General features: G+C 39.2%; 19 protein-coding genes, 1 tRNA gene and 1 pseudogene. 9 read left to right on the forward strand and 12 right to left on the reverse strand.

The genetic code is table 11. The features are described from left to right. Positions 1-19: 19 nt before the first annotated feature. The 7 genes from MSG66_RS08300 to benA all read right to left on the reverse strand — a co-directional run bounded on the left by MSG66_RS08300 (position 20) and on the right by benA (position 8,183). The gene (locus tag MSG66_RS08300; RefSeq protein WP_324653564.1) at positions 20-1,276 is read right to left on the reverse strand and encodes an OprD family outer membrane porin; all 1,257 of its coding nucleotides are present in this window, start codon (positions 1,274-1,276) and stop codon (positions 20-22) included. Positions 1,277-1,321: 45 nt separating this feature from the next. Beyond that, positions 1,322-2,680: an aromatic acid/H+ symport family MFS transporter gene (locus MSG66_RS08305; RefSeq protein ID WP_262472981.1), complete on the reverse strand. Its 1,359-nt coding sequence runs from the start codon at positions 2,678-2,680 to the stop codon at positions 1,322-1,324. Between the two features lie 475 nt (positions 2,681-3,155). After that, positions 3,156-4,349 (reverse strand): benzoate/H(+) symporter BenE, encoded by a 1,194-nt coding sequence (gene benE / locus MSG66_RS08310; protein WP_324653567.1) that lies wholly within the window; start codon positions 4,347-4,349, stop codon positions 3,156-3,158. A 58-nt stretch (positions 4,350-4,407) separates the two neighbouring features. Next, the gene (locus MSG66_RS08315) at positions 4,408-5,193 is read right to left on the reverse strand and encodes a 1,6-dihydroxycyclohexa-2,4-diene-1-carboxylate dehydrogenase (RefSeq protein WP_324653569.1); all 786 of its coding nucleotides are present in this window, start codon (positions 5,191-5,193) and stop codon (positions 4,408-4,410) included. A 21-nt stretch (positions 5,194-5,214) separates the two neighbouring features. After that, entirely contained in the window at positions 5,215-6,231 is a 1,017-nt protein-coding gene (gene benC / locus MSG66_RS08320) for a benzoate 1,2-dioxygenase electron transfer component BenC (RefSeq protein ID WP_324653571.1), read from the reverse strand. Between the two features lie 72 nt (positions 6,232-6,303). Beyond that, the gene (gene benB, locus MSG66_RS08325; RefSeq protein WP_420714252.1) at positions 6,304-6,804 is read right to left on the reverse strand and encodes a benzoate 1,2-dioxygenase small subunit; all 501 of its coding nucleotides are present in this window, start codon (positions 6,802-6,804) and stop codon (positions 6,304-6,306) included. Next, positions 6,801-8,183 carry a benzoate 1,2-dioxygenase large subunit gene (benA, locus tag MSG66_RS08330; protein WP_324653573.1) on the reverse strand — a complete coding sequence of 461 codons (1,383 nt, stop codon included), beginning with the start codon at positions 8,181-8,183 and terminating at the stop codon, positions 6,801-6,803. Before benA ends, benB begins: the two co-directional genes overlap by 4 nt. Before the next feature lie 123 nt (positions 8,184-8,306). Between benA and MSG66_RS08335 the strand changes: the two genes are divergently transcribed. Further along, entirely contained in the window at positions 8,307-8,417 is a 111-nt protein-coding gene (locus tag MSG66_RS08335) for a hypothetical protein (protein ID WP_133976355.1), read from the forward strand. A 44-nt stretch (positions 8,418-8,461) separates the two neighbouring features. Next, on the forward strand, positions 8,462-9,421 hold the full coding sequence (locus MSG66_RS08340) for a LysR substrate-binding domain-containing protein (RefSeq protein ID WP_324653575.1): 960 nt from the start codon (positions 8,462-8,464) through the stop codon (positions 9,419-9,421). Between the two features lie 52 nt (positions 9,422-9,473). Here MSG66_RS08340 and MSG66_RS08345 read toward each other — a convergent pair whose 3' ends face one another. Beyond that, a complete protein-coding gene (locus tag MSG66_RS08345) occupies positions 9,474-9,674 on the reverse strand; it encodes a heavy-metal-associated domain-containing protein (protein ID WP_080026604.1) in 201 nt (66 codons plus the stop codon). Positions 9,675-9,839: 165 nt separating this feature from the next. Between MSG66_RS08345 and MSG66_RS08350 the strand changes: the two genes are divergently transcribed. The 3 genes from MSG66_RS08350 to MSG66_RS08360 all read left to right on the forward strand — a co-directional run bounded on the left by MSG66_RS08350 (position 9,840) and on the right by MSG66_RS08360 (position 13,224). Next, positions 9,840-12,311, forward strand: coding sequence for a heavy metal translocating P-type ATPase (locus MSG66_RS08350; protein WP_324653578.1), 2,472 nt, complete (start codon positions 9,840-9,842; stop codon positions 12,309-12,311). 75 nt (positions 12,312-12,386) lie between these two features. Further along, on the forward strand, positions 12,387-12,788 hold the full coding sequence (gene cueR, locus MSG66_RS08355) for a Cu(I)-responsive transcriptional regulator (RefSeq protein ID WP_042897953.1): 402 nt from the start codon (positions 12,387-12,389) through the stop codon (positions 12,786-12,788). Between the two features lie 28 nt (positions 12,789-12,816). Beyond that, positions 12,817-13,224, forward strand: a complete 408-nt coding sequence (locus MSG66_RS08360; protein WP_324653581.1) for a GFA family protein — start codon at positions 12,817-12,819, stop codon at positions 13,222-13,224. Between the two features lie 631 nt (positions 13,225-13,855). Here MSG66_RS08360 and MSG66_RS08365 read toward each other — a convergent pair. After that, the gene (locus MSG66_RS08365; protein ID WP_324653582.1) at positions 13,856-14,212 is read right to left on the reverse strand and encodes a four-helix bundle copper-binding protein; all 357 of its coding nucleotides are present in this window, start codon (positions 14,210-14,212) and stop codon (positions 13,856-13,858) included. 481 nt (positions 14,213-14,693) lie between these two features. Continuing rightward, positions 14,694-15,014, reverse strand: a complete 321-nt coding sequence (locus MSG66_RS08370; protein ID WP_324653584.1) for a hypothetical protein — start codon at positions 15,012-15,014, stop codon at positions 14,694-14,696. Positions 15,015-15,443: 429 nt separating this feature from the next. On the opposite strand from MSG66_RS08370, the pseudogene MSG66_RS08375 reads away from it, so the two are divergent. Together MSG66_RS08375 and MSG66_RS08380 are read left to right on the forward strand one after the other, a co-directional pair. Beyond that, a pseudogene (locus tag MSG66_RS08375) lies at positions 15,444-15,576 on the forward strand (LysE family translocator); the annotation flags it as partial. 48 nt (positions 15,577-15,624) lie between these two features. Continuing rightward, on the forward strand, positions 15,625-15,843 hold the full coding sequence (locus MSG66_RS08380) for a hypothetical protein (RefSeq protein WP_133974483.1): 219 nt from the start codon (positions 15,625-15,627) through the stop codon (positions 15,841-15,843). Between the two features lie 266 nt (positions 15,844-16,109). Here MSG66_RS08380 and xseB read toward each other — a convergent pair whose 3' ends face one another. Next, entirely contained in the window at positions 16,110-16,304 is a 195-nt protein-coding gene (gene xseB, locus MSG66_RS08385; protein WP_042897961.1) for an exodeoxyribonuclease VII small subunit, read from the reverse strand. Continuing rightward, positions 16,294-17,559, reverse strand: coding sequence for an exodeoxyribonuclease VII large subunit (gene xseA, locus MSG66_RS08390; protein WP_324653587.1), 1,266 nt, complete (start codon positions 17,557-17,559; stop codon positions 16,294-16,296). The genes xseB and xseA overlap by 11 nt, the downstream gene beginning before the upstream one ends. A gap of 255 nt (positions 17,560-17,814) precedes the next feature. On the opposite strand from xseA, the gene MSG66_RS08395 reads away from it, so the two are divergent. Together MSG66_RS08395 and MSG66_RS08400 are read left to right on the forward strand one after the other, a co-directional pair. After that, positions 17,815-17,891, forward strand: a tRNA-Met gene (locus MSG66_RS08395). Positions 17,892-18,064: 173 nt separating this feature from the next. Continuing rightward, positions 18,065-18,298 (forward strand): transposase, encoded by a 234-nt coding sequence (locus MSG66_RS08400; protein ID WP_133974479.1) that lies wholly within the window; start codon positions 18,065-18,067, stop codon positions 18,296-18,298. The last annotated feature ends 56 nt before the right edge of the window (positions 18,299-18,354 follow it).

Here is an 18,354-nt window from a genome sequence, read left to right on the forward strand (position 1 = left end):
TAGATTAAATTAAAAAACTTTAGAACTTTTTGGTGTAATTGACGAATAGGCGATCTTCACCAAAGTCATTGCCATGTTTAACATTATAATCAATACGAATGTATTGAAGAGCAACGCCTTTTAAGAACGGCTGCTGAAACGCATAGTTAACAATCACATTCGACTCAGTTTCATTGTTTTTTTGGCCATTGGCTGCTTTAAAATCATGCCCATACACATATTTCACCATTGCATTTAAGCCCGGTACATAGTCCTTAAAGTCATAGCCGTACATCACATGGTAAGACTTTTCATCTTCTTTAAAGAAACCAGTAGCGTTCCAGTTAATAAAATAGGTTTCTGGCAAGAAACCATCCGGTAATGGATAAGCCGATTCACCCATGATTTGTTGGTAGCCTAAACCAAAGGTATGGTTTTTTACTTTGAGGGTTTCTAGCACTCCAATGTTTTGCGCATCAATATCAAAAGTATTGCCATCATCTTTGGCATTGAAGTATTTAAACTTGGAAGTCAGGGCAAAAGTTGGCTGCTTCCATGTATGCTCAAGTCCCACATAATACTTGTTATACAAATCCTCTAAATTACCAAAGTAGTACTCACCCTTGAGTGACGGCGTAAATTGATAAAGAAGGTCTAAGTAGTTTAAGCCATCAGATTCTTTGGTAACCCCATTGGCCGTGAAGGAAAACTTTTTAAAGTCTTCTTCATTTCGTGGAGATACTTTTTCAACCCGACCAATTTCCGCATAAAGCTGATCTGAAAGTTGAGACTTTAAATTGGTTCCCCAATACGAAGTAAGTAATTGACGACTCGTATCTACCGCTGTAACTGGCAAATCTAACCACAGTTCACCTACACTCAAAAGCGTTTTGTCATAACCCAGCTTTAATGTAGCGCCGTATTTTAGATAATCTGATGCCTGAGATTGTGTTTCCTTATTAAAAGGCAAAACTGTATCGGCGACATGTTTGTCTGAACTTAAACGTACTGCGTATTGAACAGAGGCATCTGCACCAATGGTAATGGGCTTATCTGCAATTTGCAGCGGGGTGTTATGCATTTTCGATTTATAAAATAACGACGCTGCCTGAGACCAGCTACCTGTATCTTTGAGTGCATCATTGTCAAAATTACGATTAACGTAGGCATTCTTTAAAGTGAATTTCCATTCATCTTCACTTTGTTGCGCGGTATCTGCTGCCCATGAATTGCCACACATCAATACTAAAGTTGCTACAGCTAAAGTCTGCGGTTTAAAACGGTGTATTAATTCCATAATCCATTTCCGAGATAAATGCGCCAGTCCTCGGCGCATGTATGTTTACTGCTGGGTAAGTGTGTTTTGAGTGTTAAATGTTGATGGAGCTTGCGCACCAACAGAGGCTTTAAGATTGACCATAAATATTGCAAGTGCAGCAATCACACCAGGAATCGCAATCGCCAAGAAATTGATTTGGTGAGGAAGTTCAAATGTGAGTAGGGCTCCAGTTAAAACTGGACCGATAATTGCACCAATGCGACCAATTCCTGATGCCCAGCCCATGCCTGTTGAGCGAAGTGCTGTCGGGTAGAACTGTGCAACAAACGTGTAGAGTAAGATTTGTGAACCAATTGTGGCAGCGCCAGCAATGGCAATCAGGCTATATAAAATAAATTGTGGACTATTAATGCCAAGTAAGATTAGAGCTGCTGAACCCACAATAAACATGATGGTAATGACAGGTTTTAAATGAAATCTATCTGCTAAAGCACCGCCACCAATTGCACCGACCATGCCACCAATGTTGAGTGCAAACAGGAACAACATACTCGCACCCAACGAATAGCCTGCTTGCAACATGAGTTTAGGTAACCAGCTTCCTAAGGCGTACACCATGAGTAAACACATAAAGAAAGCAATCCAGAACATAAATGTGCTGAAGGTACGGCCTTGTTGAAAAAGCGCGCGGACAGGTGCATCTGTTATAGTGCTTTCGTTTAACACCAGTTGAGTATTGGCATTTACCTGAGTTTGAGGCGCAATTTTGCTGACAACACTTTTTGCCTGTTCACTTTGGTTAGATTTCACTAAAAATGTGAGAGATTCAGGCAAAAATTTCCAGATCAGTGGGAGTAGTAAAAGTGGAACACCCGCAATTAAAAACATGATTTGCCAGCCCATATCCTTAACGAGCCATGCACCGAGTAGTGCAGATGTCATGCCACCAATCGCATATCCGCTAAACATGATTGCCACCAATGTACTGCGGATTTTTTTAGGTGCATATTCAGTCATAAGCGCGACCACGTTTGGCATGACCCCGCCAATACCAAGGCCAGCAATAAAGCGAAGAATTGCAAACTCAGCTGGCCCTTTAGCAAAAGCACCTAAAAAGGTAAATCCGCTAAATAAAGTCACGCAAATCAGAATGGTTTTTTTACGCCCGAGTTTGTCCGAAAGTGTGCCAAAAATCATGGCACCAAACATCATGCCAAATAAAGCAGCACTTGCCAGCAAACCAGCTTCAACAGCAGTTAACGACCATTGTTGCATTAATAAAGGAAGTGCAACGCCATAAATGACTAAATCATACCCATCAAAAATAATAATAAGTAAACACCAGATTAAAACTTTCCAATGAAAAGCTGTAAAACGGGCCTTATCAATGAGCTCATTAATATTAACCTTACTCGCATCCATTTTCTTCACCTCCAATTTGTGAAGTATCGCGTTATTGTTTAATAAACTATTTTGTTATTGAGTTAGAGTCAAAAACCTAATTGATATATCTTTATGTCTTTAAGGTATTGGGTTTTTAATAGTTTAATTGTTTGAAAAGTATAATTTTATTTTTAATGTGTGAACTGGGGTTTTTATTTTTTAAATGGGTTTAAATATTATATTATGAGAATTTTAAGGGTTTTATTGGTGTTTTATTCTTGATTTTATTGCTGAGAATCACCACTAAAAATATAGATTAGTTAATATTATGAATTGATCGGAAAAATACTAAGATGAAAGATTGAAATCTATTATTTAATTATTTTAGAAATTGACTTTATAAAAAGAAATTTAATTGACAATAAATAAAAATAGCCAAAACAGGGATAGCAAATTATTTGCATCCTGATTTGACTATTAAGGCTTTATTTGGGTTGAATTACTTAGGTAAAATTTAATTTGTGGCTGGAGCTGATCGTGGCGTAAGAATGAAATGAGCAATGACACCAATAAAAATGCCCCAAAAAACCGAGCTTAATCCGAGAAAATGCATGCCCGAAGCTGTAGCTAGAAAGGTAATGAGTGCAGCATCACGTTGGCTGTCATTTCTCATGGCAACAGAAATATTGGTCGCAATTGCACCAAGCAAAGCTAAACCTGCAAGTGCTGCAACCAACTCTTTAGGAAGTAAGCTAAATAGCATGACAATACTGCCAGCAAATAAGCCACCTAAAATATAAAAAATTCCGTTGGCGATGCCTGCGATATACCGTTTTTCTTTAAGTTCATGAGCGTCTTTGCCCATACATAAGGCCGCGGTAATTGAGGCAAGTACAATGGTAATACCGCCCACGCAGGCAACAGCTAAAGAAGCAATGCTGGTAACACTAATAATCGGTTTGGCTGGCGTGTCGTAACCGCTGAGCTTCATAATCGCCATACCCGGTAAAAATTGACCAGTTAAGCTGACTAGAATCAGAGGAAGGGCAAGGTTAAGTGTTGAATTCCACGTCCATTCTGGGCTAATCCACTGCGGGATAGCTAGACTAAAACTCACATCAACCGGATTCATTTTGCCTAAAATGAGGCTTAATAAAACTCCGGCCCCTAACACCCAAATCATGGTGTAGCGGGGCATTAAACGTTTAGCAATTAAAAACACAATGAGCATGCTAAAGACAATAAAAGGCATGCTATCAGATGCGGTAAATAGGCCAATACCAAATTGAAAAAGGATACCTGCCATCATGCCGGCAGCGACATCTTGCGGAATCCATTTGAGTAATTTGTCGAAGTAACCGGTAACGCCAATTAAAAAAATAACAATCGCAGAAGTAATATAGGCGGCTACTGCTTCATTCAATGAGATATGCGGAAATAGAGTAACTAACAGGGCAGTACCCGGTGCAGACCATGCGGTAATGACAGGCGTTTTATATTTAATTGAAAGATAAATGCCTGAAACGGCGGCACCAATTGAAATTCCCCAAATCCATGACACCATCATATCGGTAGAAACATGGGCTCGCTGAGCAGCTTGAAAGAAAATAATCAGTGGGCCAGAGTAAGAAATTAAAACCGCAAGAAAACCCGCAACAGTTGCTGATATGGACCAGTCATTTTTTAATATTTTTAACAGGGTTGCCATTGTTTGATTGCCTCCATGCAAATCCTATTATGTATCAGATCATATAAAAAGATCAGGATTAACCCTGATCTCCACCTCCGACTGGAATGACTGATCCAGTCATATAAGATGCATCATCTGATGCGAGAAATAAAATTGCATTTACTTGTTCATGAATTGTGCCATAACGCCCCATAAATGTTCGATCTACAGTTTGATCTACCACTTGCTGCATCCAGTCTTTTTCATTTTGACTGAGTGGTTTGGCGTTACGAGGTACTTTTCGGGGCGGTGCTTCGGTTCCACCCGTCGCAACTGCATTCACACGAATCCCGTCTTTAGCATGTTCAAAAGCGAGGGATGCTGTTAGAGCATTTACACCCCCTTTAGATGCAGAGTAGGGAATCCGATTAATACCGCGGGTTGCAATGGAAGATACATTTACAATAACACCCGATTGTTGCTTAATCATGGCGGGCAACACAGCGCGGCAGCACCATAACGTTGGAAACAATGAGCGATTCACTTCTTTAATGATTTCTTCTTCGGAAAACTCTTCAAAAGGTTTCATCCAGATCGCGCCGCCTACATTATTAATCAGGATATCTACCCGACCATAGTGTTCAATGGCTTTTGCAACAACCGCTTGTGCGCCCGCATATGTTTCAAGGTCGGCATTAAGCGTAACAGCATCACCACCTGTACTCTGAATTTCTTTGAGAACTTCTTCAACATATTCAGAGCGGTCAGCCATGACGACTTGGCCGCCTTCAGCTGCGACTTGTAGTGCCACGCCGCGACCAATACCTTGGGCACTACCCGTAACAATCACGACTTTATCAGTAAATCTTTGACGGTTTGACATAGATAACTTCTCCACCTTAAATTAATTCGCAGAGAATTTTTCAAACAGGAAGTTAGTAGGTTTGATATTTTCAGTTTCTAACCACCCACGTACAGCTTCAACCATTGGCACTGGACCACACAAATAAACATCGACATCGCCACCGTTTAACCATTCACTTTCAATATGACCAGTTACATAGCCTTTACGTTCATGGTTACTTTCAGGGCTTGCAACCACAGTTCGATATTCGAACCATGGGAATTTCGCCTGCAACTCATTGAGTTTTTCTAGAGCAACCAAATCAAAGTCATTGGTTACGCCAAAGACTAAACGAACAGGCTGTTCTGAACCTTTTTCTTCGAGTACTTGTAACATCGACATAAATGGGGCAATGCCAGTACCGCCTGCCAGCATAAGCACAGGACGCGCTACATTACGTAAATAGAAGCTACCGAATGGACCCGTAAATGTCATTTTGTCGCCAGCTTGGGCATTCTTACTTAAAAATTCACTCATTTTGCCATTCGGTACGTTACGTACCACAAAGCCTGTTAAGCGATTGCCCGGTTTTGAGCTAAATGAATATGAACGTGTTTCGCCAGTTTCTGGAATTGCAACATTCACATACTGACCTGCAAGGAAATGAATATCCGGTTGGCCTTCGTCAAGTTGAATATCAAATGTGATGGTTGAGTCTGATAAGTTCTCAACGCGGGCTAATGTGCCTTGGAAGCTATGAATTTCTGTTTTGCAAACATCTGACGATGCTTGAATCTTGAACACCGCGTCTGAAGTTGGGCGGCATTGGCAAGCAAGAATATAACCTTGCTCGGCTTCTTCAGGTGTTAACGCATCTTCAATATAGGTTTCTTCTGGCATGTCATAATGACCTGACTCGCAAAATGCGCGGCAAGTTCCACATGCACCATCACGGCAATCCAAAGGAATATTAATTTTTTGGCGATAGGCTGCATCAGATAAGGTTTCACCTTGAGCTACGTTAATGAAACGTGTAACACCATCTTCAAATTGAAGTGCAACATTGTGGTTTGACATGGCATGTATCCTACAAAATATTTGAAACTTTTACCCTCAGCCAACAGTCCGTTTAACTGAGGGGGGTATGTCTTAAAGGTGGTAAATATCAATAACCTGATTGATGTAGTCATTTTTTAAAACGACATACTTGCTCAAGATTTTTGGTTGATCACCTGAAAAATCGATCACATAACGTGACATACCGAAATAGCTGTAATTTGTCTTGTAACGGAAACTCAAGGTATTCCAGTTAAAGCGAACGGTAACTTTATTTCCATCGCGTTCTACGACTTCAACGTTGGCAATATTGTGGCTTGTGCGTGTGTCTGGCATGGTTGCAGATGAGCGCTCAGTTTTAATACGGAACACGCGATCTTCTAAACCTTGACGGTCTGGGTAATAAATGAGTGAAATTTCAGATTGCGGATCTTCAGTTAATTTATCGTCGTCATCCCAAGCTGGCATCCAGAAAGAAGCTTCCGGTGCATAGCATGCAAGCCAGTCATCCCATTGTTCATCATCTAAAAAACGAGCTTCGCGATAGAGAAACTGAGCAATATATTCTAAAGTTGCTTTGTCTTGAGTGCTCATGCTGTTTCTCCCTGATCAGCAATTTCTTTCTCTGTCGCAATCGCGTGTTTCATGGTGTGTAACCAATATTGATGTTGGGCAAGATAAAGTCCTTCATCTTCAGTTTTGATACCACTTAACATTGGTTTTAAACCAATTTCGTTTGCTGCATCGTCTGGTCCATAAATCCAGTGTTTAGAACCACGGCACATGTCATTCCATTCAAGTGCAATACCTGCATAACCTGCCTGACAAGCGCGGAATTCTTCTAAATCGTCTGGTGTTGCCATGCCTGATGCATTGAAGAAATCTTCATATTGGCGAATACGACGTGTACGAGCTTCTGGTGCTTCACCTTTAGGTGCAATACAGTAAATGGTGACTTCGGTTCTATTGACTGAAAGTGGGCGAAGTACACGAATCTGTGAACCGAACTGATCCATCAAATAGACATTTGGATAGAGGCACAGGTTACGTGAGCGCTCAATCATCCACTTTGACATCGCTTCACCGTATTTTTCGGTGTATTCGTCTGCTTTCGGGAAGTTTGGGCGGTCTTCAGGGTTGGCCCATTGTGTCCATAGCAACATGTGACCATTTTTAAAACCATAAGAACCACCGCCTTGTTTACCCCAAGCACCTGCGCTCATGGCACGAATATTATCGGCAGCTTGAGTTTCTTTACGGTGTTGAGTCGTTGCTGCATAGTTCCAATGAACAGCAGAAACGTGATAACCATCGGCACCATTTTCAGCGGTGAGTTTCCAGTTACCTTCGTAAGTGTAGGTTGATGAACCACGTAAAACTTCGAGACCATGTTCAGACTGGTCAACAATCATGTCGATGATTTTGCTGGTTTCACCCAAAAAATCTTCAAGTGAAGGAACATCCGGATTTAAGCTGCCAAACAAGAAGCCTTTGTAGTTCTCAAAACGAGCCACTTTTTTAAGGTCATGTGAGCCCTCTTGATTAAAGCAATCAGAATAACCAGCTTCACTCGGATCTTTAACTTTGAGTAATTTACCAGAGTTGTTGAAAGTCCAACCGTGGAAAGGACAGGTATACGTCGCTTTGTTGCCACGCTTGTGACGGCAAAGTTGCGCTCCGCGGTGTGAACACGCATTGATCATCGCATTCAATTCGCCGTTACGGTTGCGGGCAATAATGACGGGCTGACGACCAATGTAAGTGGTGTAGTAGTCATTATTATTTGGAATTTGGCTTTCGTGTGCTAAGTAAACCCAATTACCTTCGAAGATGTATTTCATTTCAAGGTCAAATAGGGCTTCGTCAGTAAACACTGAGCGATGAAGTTTAAATTCACCTGTATCGATATTATCTACAAGTAATTCATCAATACGGTCAAGATGGCTAGTATTGATTACAGGAATACGTGGCATGTCCGTTCTCCGACTTTCCAAAAGTGTGGAAGTCACCAAGGCCTTAGCTAAGATCTACAAGGTCTTGATATCCTAATATTGTCAATGAAGCGCATGAGCGCGACGGGTGTTTAACCGAGATTGATGAAGATGAATCACTTGAATATTGGCAAGAAGGCTTTTCACAAAGCAATTCATCACTTCATCGGTTTGTTGCTTGTATATACCTTAAAAGAATGGTTAAACTGTGTCTAAGACTGAATTTGCATTTTTTTATATCTTAAAGGTATGGAAGCCTTATGGAACTAAGACATTTACGGTATTTTGTGGCGGTGGTTGAAGAACAAAGCTTCACCAAGGCTGCTGAAAAACTATTTATTGCTCAACCTCCTTTGAGTCGACAGATCCAAAATCTGGAAAGTGAGCTTGGAATTCAATTATTTGAGCGTGGAAGTCGTCCTTTACATACAACGCCAGCCGGACATTTCTTTTATCAACATGCTCTTAAACTTTTGTCGAATGCTGAAGAAATAAAAAGTATGACTAAGCGGATTGGTCTGATTGAAAGAAGTGTGACGATTGGTTTTGTAGGGTCGTTACTCTATGGGTTGTTGCCTCGAATCATCTATTTATTTAGGCAGCAGCAACCGCATTTGAATATTCAACTGATGGAGTTGAGTACAACTGAGCAACTACAGGCATTAAAAGAAGGACGTATTGATGTCGGGTTTGGACGCTTAAGAATTAGTGATCCAGCCGTGAGACGAATTCTGCTGCGTAAAGAACGATTAGTGGTTGCTGCACATACCAGCCATCCCATTGCTCAGCGTACGGAAGGGGTGTATCTGGCCGATCTAATTGATGAAAAGATGTTTATGTATCCCACTTCGCCGAAACCTAATTTTTCGACCCAGCTTTTGAATATTTTTGCCGAGCATAGTTTGGTTCCAAAAAATATGCATGAGATACGGGAAATTCAACTGGCTCTGGGTTTGGTCGCAGCGGGTGAAGGCTTATGTATTATTCCAGCCAGTGCCGATACCATTCGCTTTCCTCATTTAAATTACATTCCGATTCTCGATAATGGGGCAGTCAGTCCGATTTTTATTACTGCACGTGCAATGGATAGAAGTGAAGACTTACAACTCTTATTTGACTGTATTTATCAAGTTTATGATTTAGAAGGAATACCTTATAAACGTACTGTTTTTACACTCGATCAGAATCCAATCGATGATTCAGACGGTATTGATTTTTAAATAAAAACGAGTGCATAGCCTCAAAGTTTGAAGCTATGCGTTAGGTAACTTCTTACTGCACTTGAGCTGGGAAACCATCTTCGTCAAGCGCTTCAGTAATTTTGTCGACACTTTCACTGGTTTCGACAGTCACGATTTTTGTCGCTAAATCTACATCTACTTTTGCATTTGGGTCGACATCTTGAATCGTTGCTGTCACACCACGAGCACAGCCGCCACAAGTCATATTTTCAATAAGTAGTTTCATATTCATACTCCATCAAGAACGAGATATTTGTTTGGATAACCTTAAGTCTAAACCTTGTCATGATTGTAAGGTCAAGACCAATTTTTTAAAAAATATGCTTGACCTTCCCATGATGGGAATCTGTATGCTCAATACAGAATATTAAATTTTGCAGATTTGCAGAGGTGTTTGATGGACTCAAAAAACACAAAATTGCCAGTATATAGTGAAACACTACCAATCGAAGGTATGACTTGTGCCTCTTGTGTCAGACGTGTCGAAAAGGCACTTAAGAAAGTTGAAAATATAGAAATTGCTAACGTTAATTTGGCGACAGAAAAAGCCGTTGTATATTCAAATCAACCAATTCAGCGTGAAGCACTCGTCAAAGCAGTTGAACGTGCGGGTTATGATGTTCCAAAAGCTGCGCCAGTGGAATTGTCTATTGAGGGCATGACCTGCGCATCGTGTGTCGGACGTGTTGAAAAAGCGCTGAAGAAAGTAGACGGCGTTCAAGAGGCAACAGTCAACTTGGCAACAGAACAGGCTTGGGTTCAGGTAGATGCAACAGTCAATGTTGAAGACCTGATTCGTGCTGTTAAAAAAGCAGGTTACGACGCCAAAGCAGCTGAAAAAAATCAAAATGAGCAGCTCGATAAAAAAGCTTCAGAGTTAGATCAGCTTAAAAAAGATTTGATTATTTCCATTGTTTTAGCCTTACCAGTGTTTATTTTGGAAATGGGTTCACATCTAATTCCAGCTTTTCATATGTGGGTCATGCACACGATTGGTCAATACAATAGCTGGCTTTTACAGTTTGTTTTGACAACATTGGTGCTCGTTTTTCCTGGTCGCCGTTTTTACCAAAAAGGTATTCCAGCCTTATGGCGTTTAGCACCAGATATGAACTCGCTGGTCGCTGTTGGAACCTTGGCTGCCTACAGCTTCTCTGTCGTGGCAACCTTTATGCCGCATGTATTACCACAAGGTACGGTCAATGTTTACTTTGAAGCGGCTGCTGTAATTGTCAGTTTAATTTTGCTTGGGCGATATTTTGAAGCAAAAGCTAAAGGCCGTACTTCACAAGCCATTCAACATCTAGTTGGCATGCAACCCAAAACTGCCCGCATTCAGCGTGATGGTCAAGTGGTGGAAGTTACTGTTGCCGAAGTAGTCAGCGGAAGTATTGTAGAAATTCGTCCGGGTGAACGTGTGCCTGTCGATGGTGAGGTGGTTGAAGGGCATAGTTATATTGATGAATCTATGATTACGGGCGAGCCTGTTCCCGTTGAAAAAATAGTAGGGCAGCAAGTGGTTGGTGGTACGGTCAATCAAAACGGAACACTAAACATTCAGGCAACCGCAGTTGGTGCTTCGTCTGTACTTTCACAAATTATCCGCATGGTTGAGCAAGCCCAAGGTTCTAAACTACCCATTCAGGGTTTGGTCGATAAAGTCACCATGTGGTTTGTGCCAGCGGTGATGTTAATTGCTGTAATAACATTCATGGTCTGGTTTATTTTTGGGCCAGAGCCTGCGCTGACTTTTGGTTTGGTCAACGCCGTTGCAGTACTGATTATTGCTTGTCCTTGTGCAATGGGACTTGCAACACCAACTTCGATTATGGTCGGTACTGGACGTGGTGCTGAGCTCGGTGTCTTGTTCCGTAAAGGCGAGGCATTGCAGCTTTTACAAGAAGCGCAGGTGGTTGCTGTTGATAAAACTGGAACGCTCACTGAAGGCAAACCAACACTAACAGACTTTAATGTGCAATCAGGTTTTGAGCGTCAGCAAGTGCTGACTTTAGTTGCCTCGGTCGAAGCTAAATCTGAACACCCGATTGCACTCGCTATTGTTCAAGCAGCACAGGCTGAGGGCCTAACCTTATTGCCAGTAATAGCTTTTAACTCGATTACAGGTTCAGGTATTGAAGCTGAAGTAGCGGGCCAAAAAGTACAAATTGGTGCAGATCGTTATATGCATCAGCTCGGTTTAAACACCAACTCATTCCAGGCGATTGCTGCACAGTTGGGTGAAGAAGGTAAAACGCCGCTTTATGTTGCTATCGACCAGCAACTTGCTGCGATTATTGCCGTTGCAGACCCAATTAAAGAAACAACTTATGCTGCGATTGAGGCCTTACATCAGTTAGGTCTAAAAGTTGCCATGATTACAGGGGATAACCGACATACCGCACAGGCGATTGCGAAAAAACTCAATATTGATGAAGTTGTGGCAGAGGTTTTACCTGAAGGCAAAGTAGACACAGTTCGCCAACTGCAAAAACAATATGGTCGCTTGGCCTTTGTAGGTGACGGCATTAACGATGCACCAGCCTTGGCGCAAGCAGATGTCGGCTTAGCCATTGGTACAGGCACAGATGTCGCCATTGAAGCTGCCGATGTTGTGCTTATGTCTGGTAGTTTAAAAGGTGTACCAAATGCAATTGCTTTAAGTAAAGCCACCATGCGAAACATACGTCAAAATCTGTTCTGGGCATTTGTATATAACGTTGCACTTATTCCAATTGCGGCAGGTGCGCTATATCCAGCATTTGGTATATTGCTTTCACCTATGTTTGCAGCAGGTGCGATGGCGCTTTCTTCAGTCTTTGTTTTAGGAAATGCGCTACGTTTAAAACGTTTTCATGCACCCGTGCAGTAAGCGTGCTGAAAATCATATTTTGGTTTAAGATCAAAACATCAGGTCTTAAACCAAATTTAATATTTGAGGTGTGAGATGAATATCGGTCAGGCATCCAAACAGTCTGGTATTTCTGCAAAAATGATTCGTTACTATGAAGAAATCGGTTTACTTGAAGCGGCACAGCGTTCTGCTTCGGGTTATCGTATTTATTCAGAAACAGACCTGAAAACTTTGAACTTCTTAAAACACGCCAGAGAGTTGGGTTTTTCATCTGAACAAATGAAAGAACTAATTTCGCTTTGGAAAAATACAGATCGACAGAGTGCAGAGGTGAAAGCCTTAACCGTAAAACATATTGCGGAACTCAATCAAAAAATTGCTCATCTACAAGAAATGGTTTCTATTTTGCAGGCTTCAGCCGATGATTGCTGTGGTAACCAACAGGCTTCTTGTGCCATTTTAGATCACATTGAAAAAGGTGTGGGTGTAAGCTAAACCTCATTAAAATAAAAAAGGAAAAATCATGGCTTATACAGCTTCTTGTCTTTGTAATGGTATTCAACTCCAAATTGATGCGGAATTAGCACCCATTATGGTTTGTCATTGTAATCAATGCCAAAAAGCCCAAGGTGCTGCTTTTGCTGCCATTACACAAGTACAAAAAAGTGATTTAAATATTTTGCAGGGAGAAAACCTGTTACAGGCTTATTTTTCATCTCCTAATAAAAAGAGGATGTTCTGTAAAACTTGTGGCTCGCCTGTCTGGAGTGAACGTTTAGATAAACCTGAAGTGGTGCGTTTAAGGGTAGGGCTGGTTAATGAAGAAATATCGACCCAAGTGAACTCTCATGCTTTTGTCACTTCAAAAGTTAAATGGTATTCAATTTGCGATGATGCTCATCAATATCCAAACGGTGTGGAAAGTCCTTAAATATTAAGGTTTGGCCAAATTTTATTCATTTGTAAAAAAACGTGAACAGTACTAGCCATGAATAAATAATGTGCTATAACTGTACTTAAGGTAATCGTAATATCTCCTCGATCCACAGGGAAACTTGGGACAGGGCAAAAGATACGATAAGACCTTACATATAGCTAGCAAAGAGCATGTAAGAGATGGATAGACACAAATCTTAGATTGCTCACCGTTGCAGAAAAGCCCGTGAAACGGGCTTTTTTAATACCTGTAAAAAGCTATTTATGGGGGGGCACTGCATAAATAATGTTTTTCTATAGGGTTATTTTTCATTTCTTGTTCAGCAAATAAAACGATAAAGAAATAATAAAATATTTTAAATATACAGACTCTTCTGTATTGCAATTTAAATTTTTTATAGGTACATTTAGCTAACGGTTTAAAGTTCAAGTGTAATAATGAACTCATGGTCGTTGTGGGAGATCTAAGAGCCTGCATTCTTCCCCAAGATGCGGGTTTTTTTTATGCCTATAAAAAGTTGACTATTAACTTAATTTAATTAAAAAATATCTAATGTTTTGTTATTTATAAAATTTTAATGAGCCTACGATCTAAAGGTTGCGTAGGCTTATGTGTGTAAAATTATTTAGGCGCGATAAGCTAAACAAGCTTTAGCACAAGCCAAGCATGCTTTAGCACAGATCTGACAGTGTTCATGTTCATGTTTGCTGCATTCTGCTGCACAAAGTTGACAGGCATTGGCACACAATTGCATTGCCGATTCAGCCAGCTCGGAATTTCTTAACTCTAAAGATGTACACAGTTGGCACGTCTCTACACATGTCATGCAATGCTTAATACATTCTCGCATCATATGAACATGTTCCTCTTGCAAACATGCTGCCGCACAAGTTTTACAAGCGATCATGCATTCAATGCAGGCTTGAATTGAGGTAGAGGTGTGACAAAATAAAGAGGAGGCTGTTTCTTGTTGAATTTCCATAAGAATTCTCCTATCGAAGACTATTATTAAAAAATGGAATATCGTTATATTTTCTATTTTAGAAGATCATTTTTAAGCAAGGGCTGTTTGAGATGAAAGGGCTACAAATCGGTAATACACAATTAACCTCGTAGTAGAATGTTACATTCAGTTTTTAGCTTAAAGACTCTTAATTTTGATGATAATAGGTGTGAATAAAATTTAAGGATTGTGTTAAATTTAATTGCATATAATACTTTTGGCTAATTTCTTATTGTGTGAATATTAGGCAAATTAGGAATGTGAACTTTAAAGGACACGAAATGGAAAACGTTAATCAATACGCTCACGGAGCTGAGCATGAAGTCCACATCCATTGCAAACGATCATTAAGCACATTAATACTCAGTATGTTTGTATTAATTACAACTGGTCGTTAAAAGAAAAAGCACCCGAGGGTGCTTTTTCTATATGTTTGCTCAAAATAGATATGTTTAAGAATCTAAAAACCACGGCGTTTTTTATAGGCTTTGCGGTCATAAGAAGGGATGTTGGATTGCTGGAGATCAATCGCCAGCTGTTTCTTGCGTTGAAACTGTACTTCGTTAAGAAGGGCAGTATAAATTTTGGGACGATCAGTTTTAAACTTTTGTACATCCAATGGAATCTTATCTTCATTCTTGACAACGTACAGGACAGAACCATTGGCATTCGTTTCGTAAACCGTCCAACCAACCCGTACAGTGTAAAGGCCAGTTTTTAGATTCTTTCCTAAGTAAGATTTAAAACCATCGGGATGAGGGCGAACATAAGCATTCATCATGCATCCTCCATCATTTGATTTATTTGATGAAAGCGACAATCAATGAATTGATGGGGAGTGAGACATCATATTCAGTAAAATCACGATTTCTAGTTGTTTATATATTGTTCAATTTTGAAATTTCAAGTGAGGGAAAAACTATTATTTATTAAGTCATATAAGTTCAAAATATTAAAAATAACAGCTGATTTTTTTGAGTAAAAAATTCTCAAATTAATTTAGTATGAGTTAGAAGAAATAGCTCATTATTTTGTATTTTTGTGATAGATTTTGCATATTTAAAATGATTGAAATCGTAAGTGAATTTATGGTCAGTTTAAGTTAATTGTTTGCTTTTAAAATAAAAAAATTAATTTCAATACTTCTTGTTACAACCATTTTATCGACAATAGATGCTCCTTTTTGACATATTTCGTCTAGCATAATTAAATTGCTTTTGGAACTGTATTCATTTCAAACAAAGTAACTTGGTTAAACCAACGTAATTTACAATGTAAGGATGCATTTATTTTAACTTTTCTTTGCTATGCCAATCGGCTGTTCAGCGATTAGCTCATTTTAAACTTAACCTATTATTCATATTAAAAATTTTAATTTTCAGGAGATTTTTATGAAAAGATTAAAAGTAATTATTAAGGACCAGTTTAACCAAGAAACGATTGCTTTAGCAAAAGTTCGGCCTATGAATGACCACGCCCTTGAGCTTCATAAAAGTGTTGAACATATTGAAATTGATGATGACATTATTTTACCCAATATGGATTTGCTATATGAAAACCCTAAAAACGGGAAAATTTATCAATTGATTGGAGCATTCAGTGAGGAATAGCTTTTAAAGCATATTTGAAAATAAACAAAAGTAGAATGTGTATTTAGGATGATTTTAATCGAAGGACTTTTAGTTAAGAAGTGCTGAAAATAAAGTCAAACTAACGTAATAGACACAATTAAAATATTGAAGATCCCAAAGAGTTGTGGGACCATGCTTTTTGTGAAAGTGTGACCTAATCCACACTTTTGCATTTCAGGACTAAGTGGTTTTCACTAAGCCCATTCCTTCAATGAGAAGTAGGAATGGGCTTTTTCTATTGTATTTTATTCTTTAAATGTTTCATCTAAAGCTTGTTGAACAGCTTCTATACGTGATTTACAAGCTTTATAAGCAGTAATCGATTCTTCAACAATTTTCATTAAATTATCAATATCTGGACTTTCTTGAGACTCTAATAATTCGGCATTTTTTTTCAAAACGTCATGGCCGTCCTTAAACGTTAACTCTTCATTTTTCATTTGGAATTACCTGTGTAATGTTGGCTTCAATCACACCATCTTGCATTTCAATAGCAATGGCGGGGTTTGAAATTTGATGTATAGAGCGAATTGCTTTTCCTTCTGATCTAACAATTGCATAGCCTTTGGCTTGAACCTGTTTCGGATTTTGTAAAAGAATTTCTTTCATTAACGATTCGATTTGGGCTAATGAAAATTTAACTTGTTGGTGTGAACTAAACTGAATACGTTCTTTTATCTGGTTAAGCAGGTGATGTGCTGAATTAAGTTGACCTTGGGCCGAAGATTTAATGTGCTGAAGTAGCTGATCATTCTTACTTTGATAAGTCGTGATTTGATGTTGCGAAAGAAGCTTAATCGTTTGCAGACTATCTACCGCTTCTTGTACGCGTTCAACAATATGGTTACGGATACCAGCAATCACTTTACTTGGCGTATCGAATGAACGATGAGCAATTTCATCAAGAATGGTACGGTCTTTTTCATGACCAATGCCAACCCATATGGGTACAGTGCGTTTGCAGAGTAGGGCTGCAAGTTCATAATCATTCAAATACGCTAAATCATTCACCGATCCACCACCACGAATAATTACAATGAGGTCAGGTGGAAATTTAAATGTGCTGGCCCATTGTCTTAAACCTGTACCTAAAGACTCTATCAAGCTGGTTGCGGCTGTATTTCCTTGAAAAGTAGCTGTGTGATAGACAAAATGGCAAACACCATTTCTTTCTAGCGCATCCGCATCTTTTTTAAAGTCACCAAGTCCCGCAGCATTTTGAGGGGCAATGACTAAAACATTTTGAATATCAAAAGGAGTAGGGAGAAATTTGTTCTTGTGAATTAAACCTTCTTGAGTGAGTCGTTCAATAATTTGCCGATAACGTTTAGCAATTTCGCCTAAGGTAAAACTTGAATCGATCTCTTCAATATTGACTGAAAATCCATATTGGGGATCAAAACGTGCTCGAATTTTTATTAGAACATTTAAGTCACTCGAAATCTCAATACCAGTTTCACGCTCAAACTTTAAAACGATTTTACTTGCCGAAAATTTCCAGATCGTGGCCTTACAACTTGCAATGACCTTATCAGTATCTGCATCTTTTTCTGCAAGCTCTAAATAGTAATGACCTCCTTTAATATTTAAATTTCGAATCTCTGCTTTTACCCAAGCTGGCTCATCAAAGGCCAGACGTATAACTTCCTGAACTGTGCCGAGATATTCACTAAGGGAAAACTGAGGTTCAGTCATATAAAATAAAAATTAGAGGAATAAACTAGATAGTATAAAAAGCAACCCACCCAAGGCAATTGTTGTCTGTGAATTTAGGGTTCTGTTTAAAATAAATACAACAATTCAAAAGTTTAATTTTAAATTTAGCTTGTTGATGACTCGTTAATTCAAAATATAAAATTAATTAAAAAAGATAAAACTGATGAATTACAACAGATTAAAAAAAAGGGTTTGCTTTATAAAATATATGGGCGTATAAAGCTTACTTCCAATTGCGGGGTGGAGCAGTCTGGTAGCTCGTCGGGCTCATAACCCGAAGGTCGTTGGTTCAAATCCGACCCCCGCAACCAAAATATTATGCTCTGTGATGTACCACTTTTCATAATGCGAAAATTATGAAAAGCATTAGCTTATAAATAACCCTATATCAAGCTAAATATTAAATTCTAGACTGACTGTCCATACCTTAAATCTAGCGTTCTAATTAAATACCGTCAAATCACATGAGCTCAGTGATGAGTGAATGATTGTGAATATAGTAAATGAGTGGCTAATTGCCACAGCCGTAAATGGCAATGAGATTAATGTGAGGATTGTTCCTCATGTGCGTAAGCAAAACTCTCTCGATGGATATCGTTGGGTCGAAGTTGGTAAGAAAATTCAACTTCAAACAGGTGAAGAAATCGAGTTAAACCAAGATGGTAAAAGCTTTTATGCTGGATTTAATCAGCTTTATCGTTTAGCTACGTATTGTTGATAAAAATGTTTAGTTCTAAAGCTAAAAACCTATCTCTTTTAAAGGAGATAGGTTTT

The organism is Acinetobacter sp. IK31 (genome assembly GCF_035615195.1).
In the GTDB taxonomy this organism is placed as follows: domain Bacteria; phylum Pseudomonadota; class Gammaproteobacteria; order Pseudomonadales; family Moraxellaceae; genus Acinetobacter; species Acinetobacter calcoaceticus_C.